We start from the raw sequence: 14,289 nt of genomic DNA, 5'->3' as shown, positions 1-14,289 counted from the left end.
GCCCCGGCGCTTGCCGGCTGTCGGCGAGACACGGGACCATGCCGGCCTGTCTGCCGAGCCTGGAAGCCCCGCGATGCCTTCTGCCCCGATCACGCTGCGCACGCCACGCCTGCTGCTGCGCCGACAGACCGAGGCCGATTTTCCCGCCTACCGGGCGTTCCTGGCCTCGCCCCGTGCGGTGGGCCTGGGCGGTCCCTTCGACCTGCGGGCGGCGTGGGGGATGTTCTGCCACGACCAGGCCTGCTGGCAGTTCTTCGGGCACGGCGCGCTGATGATCGAGCGGACCGACAACGGCCAGTGCATCGGCCAGGTCGGCATCAATGACGGCCCGCTGTTCCCGGAAAAGGAACTCGGCTGGCTGCTGTACGACGGCCACGAGGGAAAAGGCCACGCCACCGAGGCGGCGACGGCGATGCGCGACTGGGCCTTCGACACCCTCGGCCTGGCGACGCTGGTCAGCTGCGTGTCTGCGGACAACCCGTCCTCGGCCGGCGTCGCCCGGCGGCTGGGCGGCGTGCTGGATGCCACTGCCGTGCGTAGCGACCCAGGCGATCAGGTGTACCGCTACCCGCGCTGATTTACAGGCGACTGCCGTCCGGGTGCATTGTCATCGCCTCCGGCGGGGTCTATAACGCGGTCAGGCCCCCTTGCTGGACGCCCCGCGATGCCACTCAACGCCGCCGTTCCCGCTGACGCCACGTCCGCCTCGCAACAGATCGATGCCAGGATCGCCAGCCTCGACGACTGGCGCGGCAAGACCTTGGCGACCCTGCGCCGCATCATCAAACAGGCCGATCCCCAGGTCGTGGAAAGCGTGAAGTGGCGGGGCGTGCCGGTCTGGGAGCACGACGGCATCCTGTGCACCGGAGAAACCTACAAGACCGCGGTGAAGATGACCTTCGCCAAGGGCGCGGCGCTGGACGATCCCACCGGTCTGTTCAATGCCAGCCTCGAGGGCAACACACGGCGGGCGATCGACGTGCATGAAGGCGAGCGGATCGACACGGCGGCGTTGAAGGCGCTGATCCGTGCGGCAGTGGAATTGAATGTGGCCGGCAAGGCCGCGAAGGCGGGACGCGCTGTCGTGCCGACCGGAACGAACAAAGCAGCGGCGAAGAAGACGACGGCAGGAGCCAAGAGCACGCCCGCGGCGAGCAGCGCTCCTGCGGCAAGGAAGGTCGCTGCGACGCGTGCATCGCGTCCGCCCACGCCATAGCGCACTGCGGGGGCGCGACGTCGCCGGCATATGCCTTTCGTTCATATGACAGATGCGCGGTGGCAGGCGCGGACGGTTTCGGCAAAGATGGTGCGCTGCACGTCCGCCGCGAGGCGGGCGCTGCAGTCTCCCCCTGTTGAAACTGGAAGTGCCTGTGCTGAGTGTTGTTGGTGTGCTGCTCGCGTTGTACGTGGTGTGGCGTGTGATCTGGCCGATGCGGATGGCGCTGTCGGTACGTGGCCCGCTTGGATTGCTGGTGGTGGCGCTGGCGTTGCACCATCGCATCGTGGCCCGCTTTGCCGGGACCATGGCGTCGCCGGAGATTCCCAAGGCGGTGATCGCGGTGCTGGCTACCGGCTTTACCGCACTGCTGCTGGGCGCCGTGTTGCTGCTGCTGATCGATGCCGCGCTGCTGGGCGCACGCCTGCTGCGCCGCCCGCGTGGCGTGGCCGCATTGCGCACCGCATGGCTGCGGCCCGGCGCGATGGGCGTGGCACTGCTGTTGTCCGCCTATGGCATCTGGCAGGGCATGGCTGTCCCGCAGACGCGACAGATTGAGGTGGTCATCGATGACCTGCCGCAGGCGTTCGACGGTTACCGCGTGCTGCAGCTGACCGATATCCACGCCAGCCGCCTGCTCACCGGCCGTTGGGTGTCCAAGGTGGTGGCCAACAGCAATGCGCTGAAGCCGGACCTGGTGGTGATCACCGGCGATCTCATCGACGGCAGCGTGGCCGCACGCGCGGCCGATTTCGCCCCGCTGGCGCAGTTGCGTGCCCCCGATGGCGTCATCGCGATCACCGGCAATCACGAGTATTACGCGCAGTACACCGCCTGGATGCAGGCCTTCCGCGCGCAGGGCATGCAGGTGCTGGAAAACAGCCACGTGGCAGTGACGCGCAAGGACGCTGCGCTGACCATCGCCGGGGTGACCGATCCAGTGGCGGCCAACTACGGGCTGCCACTGCCGGACATCACTGCCGCACTCGCCGGTGCCGATCCCGCCGCGCCGGTGATCCTGCTCGACCATCGCCCGGGCGCGGCGCGCGTCAACGCCGCCCACGGAGTGAAGCTGCAGTTGTCCGGGCATACCCACGGTGGCCACATCGTCGGCATGGACCAGCTGGTGAAGCGTGCCAACAACGGCTATGTCTCCGGCCGCTACGAGGTCGATGGCATGACCCTGTATGTCAGCAACGGTGCCGGCCTGTGGCCGGGGTTTCCCGCGCGGATCGGCGTGCCGTCGGAAATCACGTTGATCACGCTGCGGCGGGGCCACGCCACGCATTGACGTCATGCGGGTCGATACCCGTGGAGGTGGTGTTCATGTGCATCGGACGTCAGCGGCACAGGGATGCGATGGGCGCTGGCTGTCATATGACAGTCATGCCGCAGTGAAAGAATTTTAACGACCGGGCAGCAGCCGTCCACCGACTGCCCTGCCGTTTCAATCCCCTCTTTCCCTGCGAGCACCGCGCCGTCCGGCACGGTGGTTCGTGCCTGCCTGAGCGCTTGAACCATGAAGAAGACCCTGTTGGCCGCCGCCGTGATCCTGGCCATGACGCCGGCGGCCTGGGCGGACGATGCTGCCCCGGCGGCGGTGCCGCGTAACGACACTCCCACCGATCTGGACGCGGTGTCGGTGATCGGTCGCGGGCAAGCGCGCCAGGTGCAGCGCATCACCGCGCAGAACCTGGACATCCTGCCGCCGGGCACGAGCCTGCAGAAGGCGATCAACATCCTGCCGGGCGTCAATGCGCAGTCGGCCGATGCGCTGGGCACCAATGAGCAGTCGATGACCCTGAGCCTGCGCGGCTTCAACGCCACGCGGCTGGGTTACACGCTGGACGGCGTGCCGCTCGGCGATGGCGCGTACAACAACTACAACGGCCTCACCATCAACCGCGCGCTGATCAGTGAGAACATGGCCGGTGCGGAACTGGCAGTAGGCATCGGCAGCCTCGGTACGCCGTCCACCAGCAACCTGGGCGGCACGCTCGGCTATACCTCCAACAACCCACTGGCGACGATGGGCGGACGGTTGGTGCAGACCTTCGGCAGCGACAGCAACCGCCGCACCTTCGTCCGCGCCGATACCGGCGAGCACAACGGTTTCTCGGCCTATGTGTCGGGCATGAACGCGGGCTCGGACATGTGGAACGACCAGAGCGCCTACAACCAGTCGACCACCAGGCAGTTCAACGCCAAGGGTGTCTGGAACTTCGGCAACGGCCGCATCGCCGCCTTCGTCGATACCTCGCGCACCTCGCAGGCCGACTATTTCTATCTGTCCAAGAATGAAATGGCGCGCGGACTGGGCTGGGATTGKGGCGGCTATGCGCCGGACTGGAACAAGGCCGTGGCCAAGGCCTACTGCAACACCGCCACCTACGTGAAGGCCAAGTGCGACGCGTCCGGACCGGACCGCGATGCGGACGGGGCGTTCACCGCCGGGCAGATCCTGCGCGACGACAACCTGTACTACCTGTCCGGTGACTTCTTCCCCAGCGATGGCTTCAGCGTGCACGCGCTGGCCTACCACCACGACGACCATGGCGAAGGCCACAACTGGAACAGCGGTGCATGGTCCAACAAGGGCACGCCGCAGGAAGTGCCGATCATCTTCCGCAACACCGTCTACGAGATCGACCGCAACGGTGCCACGCTGTCCTTCGACTGGGACCTGGGCGCGCACCACATCGAAGGTGGCCTCTGGTACGAGCGCAATGAAAGCAGCGCCGAGCGCTATCAGACCGCGGTCACCGGCCCGCGCGACCTGAGCGGCATGAACAGCACCCAGGCCGACGTCGGCGTGTTCGCCCAGCGCACCCGATGGGAAACCAAACAGGTCTATCTCCAGGACACCTGGCGCCTGCTCGACGACCGGCTCACCGTGCAGTTCGGGATCAAGAGCCCGCACGTCACCTCCGACGCGCAGGCGCTGCCGGGCACCGCCAGGACGCCGATCGCGGCCAGCTCCAACAACCAGTTCGCCACCGGGCGGTTGAAGATGCGCAAGTCCGCGCTGCCCAGCGTGGGTGCTAATGTCCGCCTGACCGACAGCCAGGAACTGTTCGCCAGCTATGCCGAGAACATCGCGATGTTCCAGGGCGGCTTCAAGCTTGGGCCGCAGGCGGTGAGCCAGGCCACATGGAATGCGCAGGGCGATCTCAAGCCGGAACAGTCGCGTTCCTTTGAAGCTGGTTACCGCTACGTCGGCGATACCCTGCAGGCCTCGCTGGCCGCCTACACGGTGCGCTTCGACAACCGCCTGCTGCAGTACAACCCCTGCGATTCGCGCCAGCCGGTGGGGCCGAGCTGCGGCAATCGTTTCTACAATGCCGGTGGGGTGGACAGCCGCGGTGCGGAGTTGACCGTGGTGTGGACGCCCAATGAGCACGTCAGCTGGTACAACTCGGCCTCGCTGAACCGCTCGACCTACCGCTCCGATTACGTCCAGGCCGGCGTGGTGCAGCCGATCGACGGCAAGATCCAGACCGACACGCCCAAGCAGATGTTCGCCAGCGAGATCACCTGGCGCGACCACGGCTGGTTTGCCACGCTGCGGGGCAAGTACACCGGCGAGCGCTTCTACACCTACACCAACGACCAGGGCTTTGGCGGGTTCACCGTGTTCGATGCGTCCGGCGGCTACGACTTCGGTCGGATCGGTTTCGCCCAGGGGGTGCGACTGTCGGTCAACGTCACCAACCTGACCGACAAGCGCTATGCCAGCAACCTGGATTCCAGCGTGTTCGCACCGAGCGACCCGACCGGCTCGATCTACGTCTTCCACGCCTCCGCACCGCGCCAGGTGTTCGGGACGGTCGATGTCCGCTTCTGATGGCAGGCCATGGCAGCGCGGCGTGGCGTGGATTGGGCTGCTGGCAGTGATGGCGGGGCCGGTCTTCGCGGCGGCCCCGATGTCTTCCGACGTGTCTTCGGACATGCCGGTACTGGTGGCTTCCGGCGTGCTGCCGGCCGGCACCCTGGATTTTCTCGGCGATACGCTGGGATCGTTTTCGTCGCTGGCCGTAGATGCCGCGCGCTGGAAGCGCACCGCTGACGGCTACCGCGGCGTGCTGTGGACGCTGCCTGATCGCGGCCGCAACGATCCCGATGCCGGCCTGTTCTACGACTACGCCGGGCGCCTGGAACGCCTGCAGCTGCGGATTGAGAAGGGCACGGGGGAGCGCGTCGGCAAGGTGACCCTGACTCCCGACGGCGGGCTGTTGCTGCGTGACTTCAACGGGCAGCCCTTCACCGGCGCGGATCCGGGCGAGCACACCGTGACGCAGAACGGCATCCTGCTGCCATCGCCCGCGCAGGGCGTGGGCGCGGGCAGGATATCGCTGGACGCCGAATCGCTGCAGTTCACCGCCGATGGGCATTTCTACATYGGCGACGAGTACGCCGCGCACGTGTACTACTTCGCCCCCGATGGTCGTCTGCAGGGGGTCATCGTGCCGCCGCCGGCGGTGCAGCCCCGGCGCGAGGGGCGGGTCATGTTCGATTCGCGCCGTGSGCCGGACAGTGGCCGGCGCAACAACCAGGGCGTGGAGGGCATGGGTCTGTCGCCCGACGGACGCCGCCTGTTCGTCGCGCTGCAGAGCGCATTGGTGCAGGACACCGCCACGGGCGACGCCAKCGGCCGCGTCAACACCCGGGTGATGGTCTACGACGTGAGCCGCGATCCGCTGCCCACCCAGCCGATCGGCCACTATGTGCTCCAGCTGCCCACCTATGCGCACGATGGCAAGGGCCGGCAGGACCGCACCGCCGCCCAGAGCGAGCTCCGCGCCCTGGACGACCATCGCTTTCTGCTGCTGGCCCGCGATGGCAACGGGCTGGGCAGCGACTCGCGCGATCCCATCGTCTACAAGTCGGTGCTGCTGGTCGATACCCGCGGTGCCAGCAACCTGGCGGCCAGTGCGTATGAGCAGGGCATCACGTCGGTTCTGGCGCAGCGCGACAGCACCGCGTTGAAGCCCGGCATCGTGCCGGCGCGCAGCCGCGTGCTGTTGGATCTGCTCGACCCGGTGCAGCTGGCCCGCGCCCGGCTGGACATAGACACCGCCCAGGGCGCGCATGCCGCACTGCTGTCGGAGAAGTGGGAGGCGATGGACCTGCTGCCGACGCTGGACCCCAAGCGCCCGGATGAGCGGCTGCTGATGGTGGGCAACGACAACGATTTCATCGCACGCCACTGCGTGATGCAGGGTCACGCCTGCGACAGTGCCTACGACAACGACAATCGGGTGCTGGTGTATCGGTTGACGTTGCCCGCGCCGACGCCTGATCCGCACTGAGCCGCTCGTCAGCTTGGCAAGCGCGCGTGGAATTGCGAGGCTTGCACTTTCAGGTGAAGGGCGGGTGYGGATGAAAGCGATGTACACAGGTCTCGGGGCGATGATGGTGCTGGCCACGGCCAGCGGCTGCGTGACGCAGGGCGATGCGCTGCACCGCGCGCCTGCGGCGGCTCCAGCGGTAACCGGTGTGGTGCTGCCCGATACCGAAAGCTGGAGCGTGCACGACCCGGCCGGACGCGATTACCCGATCTGGGTGGCGTTGCCGGCCAGCTATGCAGCCCACCCCGAGCGGCGCTACCCGGTGCTGTACGTGACCGACGCGCTGTACAGCTTTCCGCTGGTGCGCAGCATCCGCAACCTGGTCGGGCAGGGGGGCAACAACCTGGAGGACTTCATTCTGGTCGGGTTGCCGCCGCAGCAGGGCCTGACCTCCAAGCAGAGCCGCTCGCGCGATTACACCCCGACCCGTCCGGTACGCCGCAACGACGACGACTACAGCGATGACGTGGTCTACGGCGGCGCGGCGCACTATCGCGATTTCCTCGCCGCGCATGTGCTGCCGGCGGTGGACGCGCGTTACCGTACCGACCCGGCGCGGCGCAGTTTCGCCGGTCATTCCTATGGCGGCCTGTTCGGCAGCTTCGTGCTGGTCACGCGGCCGGAGATGTTCCAGACCTACATCCTGTCCAGTCCGTCGCTGTGGTTCGACAACCATGTGATCGACCAGCTCGAGCAGGCCTACGCGCAGCAGCATCGCGCGCTGCCGGCGCGGGTACTGCTGGCGATCGGCAGCTTTGAGACCATCAAGCCCGAGCCGCGCTACTTCACCCGCAACGACATGCTCAAGGACAACCAGGCCTTCGCCGATCGCCTGCGCCAGCGCGGCTACGAAGGGCTGCAGGTGGATACCTCGGTGATCGACGGCGAGGACCATCTCACTGTGTATCCCACGACGTTGACCCGCAGCCTGTTGCAGGTATTCCCGGGCAGCGAGCCGTACGACGGGGGTTGAGCCTCTGCCGGCCGGGTCAGGCCGCCCCGGCCGCCGGCTGCAGCGCCGTTGCCCGCACCAGCTCAGGCGCCAGCGCATGGGCAACGGCCATGCGCAGCATGGCCGGGCTGACATGGCGGCGGTGGACCCGGTTGATGGCTGCCATGTAGAGCCGACCGAAGCGGTTGTGGGCGCGCACCCGGGTTCCGAGTGCGACCACGGCGGCACCATCGAGCAGCAACTGCACACGCACGCACGAGCGGAACCGCAGGTGGCGGTCGTCGGCACCCAGCAGCACCTCGGCACTGCGATCGTCGTTGGAGCGCGACTGCGCATGCACGGGGAAGCGCTGCGCGAACCGTTCGCCGCGGTCATCGGACAGCAGTGACGACACCGGGCATCCCAGCGGCGAGGTGCGCAGCTGCAGCGGCGCGACCAGCACGTTGCGCAGCGCCATCAAGCGGCCCACGCTCGGCGGCGGATTGCACACGAACCCTTCCAGCACCGCCTCCAGCACCGCCGCGGCCGAATGGCTGCCGACACTGCGCGGGGGCAGGGTCAGCGTGGTGTAGTCCTCGTGGTCGAAATCGTCTGCCAGTGCCTGCTTCAGCAGGGAGTCGGTGGGTGCGGAAGCGTCGGTGCGGATGGGATGGGCGGCGGCCCTGCGGCCGATGTAGCCATGGGCCGGCCGCAGCCAGGCCAAGCGGCTGCGTGCACGCCCGACCAGGTCGCGGCTGTACGCGCAAAGACCGGCCAACGCTGTCCGTGCCGGTGAGCGCAACGACAGGCTCACCACCGGCAGCCGCGTCATGTCGGTCTGCGCCAGCAGCTGCTGCAGTGCCGGTGGCAGCGTCTCGGTGAGGCTGGGAATGTCGGCTGCACCGGCGTCGATGCGCGCGCGCTGCTGCGCGGTCAACGCACCGCTGCGCTCGTTGGCATGGCACGACAGCGCGAAGAGCGCCGGGTGGCGCRGATGCCGCGACACGAACTGGTGCCAGGTGCCGCAGCCGAAGCGCACGGTAAACAGGCAGTCCGGCGGGATATCCACGCACCGCAGCGCATGCAGGAACGCGGCGGGATCCTGCTTCAGCTGCGCGTCGGATGCCGTGGAAAACCGCAGTTGCGCACCCCCACTGCCGGCGATGGCGGTGAACATGCGTGGCCCGGCATGGCGATGAAAGGGATGCCCGTGCCCGCCCACCGAGAATGAGTACAGCGAGGAGGCGTCATCGTGCGCCAGGTGCATGCCGCCCAGGCGCGCGGACGGTTCGTCCAGGGCGTCGATGAAACGCGGATGCGCCGCCTGACGGACCCCTGCATCGCGGACCAGCTGGTCGCCGGCACCGATGCCGAGCTGGGCGATCAATGCCACTTCCACCGGGCTGCCTCCGCCACAGGAGGGCAGGCTGACACTGGGGAACGAGTGACTCACACGGGTGGTGTCCAGCATGACGATCTCCTTGTCGTTGGATGGTTCACTTCACGTGGCAGGCTTGCGTCGCGCACGGGCGCGGCTTTCGCGCTGCAGCGGGCCACCGACCGGGCAGACCTCGGCGGCCCACGCGAACAGCGTGTTTGCGAGCCTGTCGGGCACCTGCCGGAAGTAGACGAACTGGCCGCGTTTCTCACGCTCGATCAAGCCGGCGTCCTCCAGGATGCGCAGGTGGCTGGACAGTGCCGGCTTGCTGAAATCGAACCGCTCGCCCAACTCACCTGCACTCAGCTCGCCCCCGTTGAGGTAGGCCAGGATCTGCCGGCGGGCGGTGGAGGCAAGGGCTTCGAAGATGCGGTCCATGGCTGGTAATTAACTAATTCGTTAACTAATGGTTGCCCGGTGGCGCCGCGTTGTCAAGCCGCGTACGACGTCCCGGCGGGCTGCGCGGTACGCGCCTGACGCCGGTTCCGCGCATACTCGGCACGGACACACCACGGAAGGAGTCTGATGCGTACGCTGTCCTTGTCTTGTGCCGTGATCCTCGGCACGGCGTTCGGCGCCGGGTGCACGGGTGAGGTCATGTATGCCGCCTACCCCGATAGGGCCGCCGCGATCCGTCACGACGCGGTAGGACGTGGCTGGATTCCAGCGTGGATCCCCGCCAGCGCGACGGATCTGCGCGAAGCGCATGATCTGGACACCAATGAAAGTGCGTTGAGCTTTGAGACGGGCCCCGAGCGCTGGCTTCCGCCTGGGCAGTGTCGCTTGGTGGCGAAAGATGGGGTGATCCCGAGCGCGTTCCGACTGCACCCGTGGCCGTCGTTGGAGGTCCTACTGGCCCACTATCGCGTGAGCCGCTGCGACGAGCCGGAGGCAGCCACCGAGAGTTTCCTGGCCATACCGCGGGAGGGTGGGCGAGCGCTGTTCTGGCGCGTGCATCGCCGTTGAGAATCGCGTGTGGGCCACCGTCCGAAGTGGTGGGTGACAAGGCGGGGCCACGCCGTGGAACGCACGCGTGAAGGCCACGACAGCATCCCTGCACGGCGCAGTCACCGGCGCGCGCCGACGCTGGAACCCTGTTCCCTGCCTGGATGCGCCATGACCACCCTGACCCTGCCCGAACTGGCCAAGAAGATGGCCAACATCGACTTCACCATGCTGCAGACCCGCGCCGAGAATGGCGAAATCGCCGGACGTCCGATGAGCAACAACGGCGACGTCGACTACGACGGCGACAGCTGGTTCTTCACTACCGAAGACACCGACATGGTCCGGGAGATCCAGCAGGATCCGAAGGTGGCGCTGAGCTTCACCGGCAGCAAGTCACTGCTCGGCAAGCCGCCTTTGTTCGTGGCGGTGCAGGGCAGGGCCACGCTGATCCGCGACAAGGCGATCATGCAGCAGCACTGGGTGAAAGACCTGGAGCGCTGGTTCGAGCAGGGCGTGGACTCGCCCGGGCTGGTGCTGATCCAGGTTGCCGCCAGCCGCATCCACTATTGGGATGGCGAAGACCAGGGCGAGATCCTGCGCTGAGCGATGGCCGGCATGCCCGCCTTGAACGTACCCCGGATCGGTTGCGCCGGATGGTCCATTCCAAGCCGTTATGCCGGCCTGTTCGGCCCGGGCGAGAGCATGCTTGCCCGCTACGCCACGCGGTTCACTGCCGTGGAGATCAACTCCTCGTTCTACCGTCCGCACCAGCGCAAAACGTATGAGCGCTGGGCGGCATCGGTACCCGCGGGGTTCCGGTTCTCGGTGAAGCTGCCGCGCACGGTGTCCCACGACTCGGGACTGGTCGGTGTGGGTGGGCTGCTGGACCGTTTCCTCGATGAAGTAAATGGACTCGGCAACACGCTGGGCAGCCTGCTCCTGCAGTTACCGCCCTCGCTGGCCCTGGATTCGCGACGCGCGGGCAGCTTCTTCCGCGCTCTGCAGCGTCGCAGTCCGGCAGCGGTGGTATGCGAACCGCGCCACGCCAGCTGGTTCACCGCGCAGGCCGACGCACTGCTGCAGCGCTACGGCATCGCACGGGCGGCGGTGGATCCGGCCCGCGTTCCGGCGGCCGGCCAGCCCGGCGGCACGCCGACGTGGCAGTACTGGCGATGGCACGGTTCACCGCGCATGTACTACAGCGACTACACAGACGCTGCCCTGGCCGCGCTGGCCGAGCAGGTGTCAGCCCGGCGCATCGGTGGTCACGCGCCCTGGGTGATCTTCGACAACACCGCGCACGGCTTCGCCGTGGCCAACGCCGTGCGCCTGCAGAAGAGCATGTGCGATGCCTGAAGGTCCTTCCATCCTCATCCTGCGTGAGGCCGCGGCCAAGTTTCGTGGCAAGACGGTGCGCCGCGCCCTGGGCAACAGCAGCCTGGACCTGACCCGCATGGAAGGGCGGCGGGTGCTGGCACTGCGCAGCTTTGGCAAGCACTTCCTGATCCAGTTCAGCGATTTCAGCCTGCGCGTGCACATGCTGATGTTCGGCAGTTACCGCATCGACGAGCGCAAGCCGTCGCCCCCGAGGGCGTCGCTGCAGTTCGACAACGGTGAGTTGAACATCTACGCCTCCTCGCTGAAGTACATCGAGGGTGCATTGGAGGAAACCTACGACTGGCGCGGCGACGTGCTGTCGCCCGAGTGGGATGCGCGCCTGGCCCGGCGCCGCCTCAAGCAGCAACCAGACACCTTGATCTGCGACGCGCTGCTGGACCAGGAGATCTTTGCCGGGGTCGGCAACATCATCAAGAACGAAGTCCTGTTCCGTACCCGGGTGCATCCCGAATCGAAAGTCGGCGACATTCCGCCACGCGTGCTGGGCAAGGTGATCGCGCAGGCGCGTGCGTACAGTTTCGATTTCCTGGAATGGAAGAAGAAATTTGAACTGCGCAGCCATTGGCAGGTGCACACCCAACGCACCTGCCCGCACTGTGGGGGACCGCTGTCCAAGACCTATCCGGGCAAGACCAGGCGGCGCACGTTCTTCTGTCCCAACTGCCAGGTGAAGTACTGACGCCCTCCGGCGGGGCGATGAGAACCCGCCGCCGGTGGTCCTGTAGGATGGATCCGTCCCACGCCGTTACGTGCGTCCTGCGCGGTCTGTTCCCGACCGCCCGCTTCGCTCCATTCTCCGAGTGCTGTTTTCCCCTGTGAAAGCGGTCCTCCCMGTGTCCCACGGAGCGCACATGCCGGGCTATGCCACCCGCGTCCTCACCATCCCGATCGCCGGTCACGATTTCCGCATCCGCGCGCTCAGYGACCTGCAGCAGTTTGCCGATCCGACCGGTCGCGCCCAGCGCGCCGGTATCCATTCCTCGTTGTGGAGTCTGTTCGGGCAGATCTGGCCGGCCGGCCGCGTGCTCGCTGAAACCATGAGCACCTACGACGTGGCCGGCAAGCGCATCCTGGAACTGGGCTGTGGCCTGGGCCTGTCCAGCCTCGTGCTGGCCCGGCGAGGCGCCGACATAGTGGCCAGCGATCACCACCCGCTGGCCGAATCGTTCCTGGCCTACAACGCCGGCCTCAACGATCTGCCGGCCATCCACTATCGCGATCTGCCGTGGGAGCTGCCGGATGCGTCACTGGGCCGCTTCGATCTGATCATCGGCAGCGACGTGCTCTACGAGCGCGGCCATGCCCTGCAGATCGCCACGATGATGCAGCGCCACGCCCGGCCAAGTGCCGAACTGCTGCTCACCGATCCCGGCCGCGGCAACGTCGGTCCGTTCTCGCGTGCGATGGCCACCCAGGGCTATGCGGTGAACGAGTCGTACGGGCTGTTCGATGACGAGGGCGATGCCCCGGGACGTGGCCGGCTGCTGCGCTACACCCGCGACGCGGTGCCGGCATTGGCTGGATGAGCAACGCTGACGGGCGTCCCGTGCGGGCGATGTAGTGGCGATGTGAGTCCGTCGGCGCCCCGCGTGCAGTAGGCTCGGCGGCATCCTGTTGCCGATGTCTTCGCCGATGCTCGACCTTCGTCCCTGCTGTCCACAACCCATCACCGCCGCCGCGCCGGTGGCACCCGCATGAGTGTGCCCGCGCCCCTGGCGCCGGAACGGCGCACCCGCTCGATGATCATCGCCGGGCTGTCCACCGTGGTGGAGTGGTACGACTTCACCCTGTACCTGTACCTGGCCACGGTGCTGTCGCGGGTGTTCTTCGGCGGCGGCGAGAATGCGCTGCTGGCGACACTGGCCGGGTTCGCGGTGTCTTATCTGATGCGTCCACTGGGTGCCTTGTGCTTTGGCCATCTCGGTGATCGCTTCGGGCGGCGCTACATGCTGCTGGCCTCGATGCTGCTGATGACGCTGGCGATGCTGGCCACCGCGCTGCTGCCCACCTTCGACAGCATCGGCGCCAGTGCCGGCGTGCTGCTGTTGCTGCTGCGCTGCCTGATGGCGTTCTCGGTCGGCGGCGAGTACACCGGTGTGGTGGCCTACCTGCTGGAAACCGCACCGACGCACCGACGCGGCCTGGTCACCTCGCTGGCCTCTGCGGCCAGCGAAGTCGGCGCACTGCTGGCGGTGGCGCTGTCGGCGTTGACCGTGGCCCTGTTGAGCACCGCGCAGCTGGACGGCTGGGGCTGGCGCATCCCGTTCTTCGTCGGCGCGGCACTGGCCGGTGCGATCCTGCTGGCACGCTCGACCATGCACGAGTCACCGGAGTTCGAGCGGCAGAAGGCGGCTGGCACCGTACCGACCTCGCCGATCCGCGATACCTGGCGTTTCCATCGCGGCGCGGTGGCGCGCACCTTCGCCATTTCCGCGCTGGGGTCGATCACCTACTACGTCGGCATCACCTATGTGCCGGCGTTCCTGGGCTCGGCAGGCGAGGTCGGTGAATCGGAGGCGCTGTGGTTGTCCACCGTGGCGGCGGTGGCGGTGATCGTGGTGACGCCGCTGGCCGGTGCGCTGTCCGACCGGATCGGGCGGCGCCCGGTGCTGATCGGCTTGGCGCTGCTGTGCGCGCTGCTGCCGTTGAGCATGTTTACGCTGATGGCGGGTGGTCAGACCTTGTTGATCGGCATCGCGGCGGTGGTGCTGGCCTGCCTGGCCGGCGGGGTAAGCGCGGTCGCCGCACCGGCCACGGCCGAACAGTTCCCCGGCGAGGGGCGTCTGAGCGGCCTGGCACTCGGCGTGACCATGGCCACCGCGTTCTTCGGCGGCGCCACGCCGTTGCTGGCCGAACTGCTGGTGCGCCACACCGGCTGGGCCGCAGCGCCCGGCGCGATGATCGCGGTGGTGGCGGTACTGGTGCTGCCGGTGATGTGGACGCTGCGGGAGACGAGACCGCGGTAGTGCCGGCCGTTGGCCGGCTCCACGCAATGCCAGGATCGCCGAGG

13 protein-coding genes and 1 pseudogene are annotated in these 14,289 nt (G+C 67.5%); 12 read left to right on the top strand and 2 right to left on the bottom strand.

Translation table 11 applies throughout. From position 1 onward, the window contains the following. Positions 1 to 73: 73 nt before the first annotated feature. The 6 genes and pseudogenes from AC1DQP_RS08105 (at position 74) to AC1DQP_RS08080 (ending at position 7,537) form a co-directional block, all read left to right on the top strand. Positions 74 to 577, top strand: coding sequence for a GNAT family N-acetyltransferase (locus tag AC1DQP_RS08105; RefSeq protein ID WP_457318697.1), 504 nt, complete (start codon positions 74 to 76; stop codon positions 575 to 577). Positions 578 to 664: 87 nt separating this feature from the next. After that, positions 665 to 1,060: pseudogene (locus tag AC1DQP_RS08100) on the top strand (DUF1801 domain-containing protein); the annotation flags it as partial. Between the two features lie 310 nt (positions 1,061 to 1,370). Then, positions 1,371 to 2,507, top strand: coding sequence for a metallophosphoesterase (locus tag AC1DQP_RS08095; RefSeq protein ID WP_457318696.1), 1,137 nt, complete (start codon positions 1,371 to 1,373; stop codon positions 2,505 to 2,507). A 228-nt stretch (positions 2,508 to 2,735) separates the two neighbouring features. Beyond that, positions 2,736 to 5,060, top strand: coding sequence for a TonB-dependent receptor (locus AC1DQP_RS08090; RefSeq protein WP_478051393.1), 2,325 nt, complete (start codon positions 2,736 to 2,738; stop codon positions 5,058 to 5,060). Next, on the top strand, positions 5,047 to 6,525 hold the full coding sequence (locus AC1DQP_RS08085; protein WP_478051392.1) for an esterase-like activity of phytase family protein: 1,479 nt from the start codon (positions 5,047 to 5,049) through the stop codon (positions 6,523 to 6,525). Before AC1DQP_RS08090 ends, AC1DQP_RS08085 begins: the two co-directional genes overlap by 14 nt. 103 nt (positions 6,526 to 6,628) lie before the next feature. Beyond that, entirely contained in the window at positions 6,629 to 7,537 is a 909-nt protein-coding gene (locus tag AC1DQP_RS08080) for an alpha/beta hydrolase (RefSeq protein WP_457318700.1), read from the top strand. 16 nt (positions 7,538 to 7,553) lie between these two features. Here the strand turns inward: AC1DQP_RS08080 and AC1DQP_RS08075 are convergent, their stop codons facing one another. Both AC1DQP_RS08075 and AC1DQP_RS08070 read right to left on the bottom strand, forming a co-directional pair. Further along, entirely contained in the window at positions 7,554 to 8,966 is a 1,413-nt protein-coding gene (locus tag AC1DQP_RS08075) for a DUF2867 domain-containing protein (protein ID WP_478051391.1), read from the bottom strand. A 30-nt stretch (positions 8,967 to 8,996) separates the two neighbouring features. Continuing rightward, a complete protein-coding gene (locus AC1DQP_RS08070) occupies positions 8,997 to 9,311 on the bottom strand; it encodes a metalloregulator ArsR/SmtB family transcription factor (protein ID WP_128096117.1) in 315 nt (104 codons plus the stop codon). A 147-nt stretch (positions 9,312 to 9,458) separates the two neighbouring features. Between AC1DQP_RS08070 and AC1DQP_RS08065 the strand changes: the two genes are divergently transcribed. The 6 genes from AC1DQP_RS08065 (at position 9,459) to AC1DQP_RS08040 (ending at position 14,245) form a co-directional block, all read left to right on the top strand. Then, a complete protein-coding gene (locus tag AC1DQP_RS08065; RefSeq protein ID WP_457318690.1) occupies positions 9,459 to 9,899 on the top strand; it encodes a YbbD-related protein in 441 nt (146 codons plus the stop codon). A gap of 150 nt (positions 9,900 to 10,049) precedes the next feature. Continuing rightward, positions 10,050 to 10,484, top strand: a complete 435-nt coding sequence (locus AC1DQP_RS08060) for a pyridoxamine 5'-phosphate oxidase family protein (RefSeq protein ID WP_256776373.1) — start codon at positions 10,050 to 10,052, stop codon at positions 10,482 to 10,484. 3 nt (positions 10,485 to 10,487) lie between these two features. Next, positions 10,488 to 11,237 (top strand): DUF72 domain-containing protein, encoded by a 750-nt coding sequence (locus AC1DQP_RS08055; protein WP_457318689.1) that lies wholly within the window; start codon positions 10,488 to 10,490, stop codon positions 11,235 to 11,237. Beyond that, entirely contained in the window at positions 11,230 to 11,958 is a 729-nt protein-coding gene (locus AC1DQP_RS08050; protein WP_457318688.1) for a DNA-formamidopyrimidine glycosylase family protein, read from the top strand. Before AC1DQP_RS08055 ends, AC1DQP_RS08050 begins: the two co-directional genes overlap by 8 nt. Before the next feature lie 172 nt (positions 11,959 to 12,130). Then, positions 12,131 to 12,805: a class I SAM-dependent methyltransferase gene (locus AC1DQP_RS08045; RefSeq protein WP_457318686.1), complete on the top strand. Its 675-nt coding sequence runs from the start codon at positions 12,131 to 12,133 to the stop codon at positions 12,803 to 12,805. Positions 12,806 to 12,973: 168 nt separating this feature from the next. Next, positions 12,974 to 14,245 carry an MFS transporter gene (locus AC1DQP_RS08040; protein WP_457320786.1) on the top strand — a complete coding sequence of 424 codons (1,272 nt, stop codon included), beginning with the start codon at positions 12,974 to 12,976 and terminating at the stop codon, positions 14,243 to 14,245. Positions 14,246 to 14,289: the final 44 nt, after the last annotated feature.

The sequence above is a fragment of the Stenotrophomonas sp. P5_A8 genome (assembly GCF_056400545.1).
This window is presented reverse-complemented; position numbering and strand designations above follow the sequence as displayed.

Bases quoted from the DNA above. Each gene is read 5' to 3' on its own strand.
- AC1DQP_RS08105 (WP_457318697.1), top strand. From the start codon at position 74: ATGCCTTCTGCCCCGATCACGCTGCGCACGCCACGCCTGCTGCTGCGC.
- AC1DQP_RS08080 (WP_457318700.1), top strand. From the start codon at position 6,629: ATGGTGCTGGCCACGGCCAGCGGCTGCGTGACGCAGGGCGATGCGCTG.
- AC1DQP_RS08070 (WP_128096117.1), bottom strand. From the start codon at position 9,311: ATGGACCGCATCTTCGAAGCCCTTGCCTCCACCGCCCGCCGGCAGATC.
- AC1DQP_RS08065 (WP_457318690.1), top strand. From the start codon at position 9,459: ATGCGTACGCTGTCCTTGTCTTGTGCCGTGATCCTCGGCACGGCGTTC.
- AC1DQP_RS08060 (WP_256776373.1), top strand. From the start codon at position 10,050: ATGACCACCCTGACCCTGCCCGAACTGGCCAAGAAGATGGCCAACATC.
- AC1DQP_RS08055 (WP_457318689.1), top strand. From the start codon at position 10,488: ATGGCCGGCATGCCCGCCTTGAACGTACCCCGGATCGGTTGCGCCGGA.
- AC1DQP_RS08050 (WP_457318688.1), top strand. From the start codon at position 11,230: ATGCCTGAAGGTCCTTCCATCCTCATCCTGCGTGAGGCCGCGGCCAAG.
- AC1DQP_RS08040 (WP_457320786.1), top strand. From the start codon at position 12,974: ATGAGTGTGCCCGCGCCCCTGGCGCCGGAACGGCGCACCCGCTCGATG.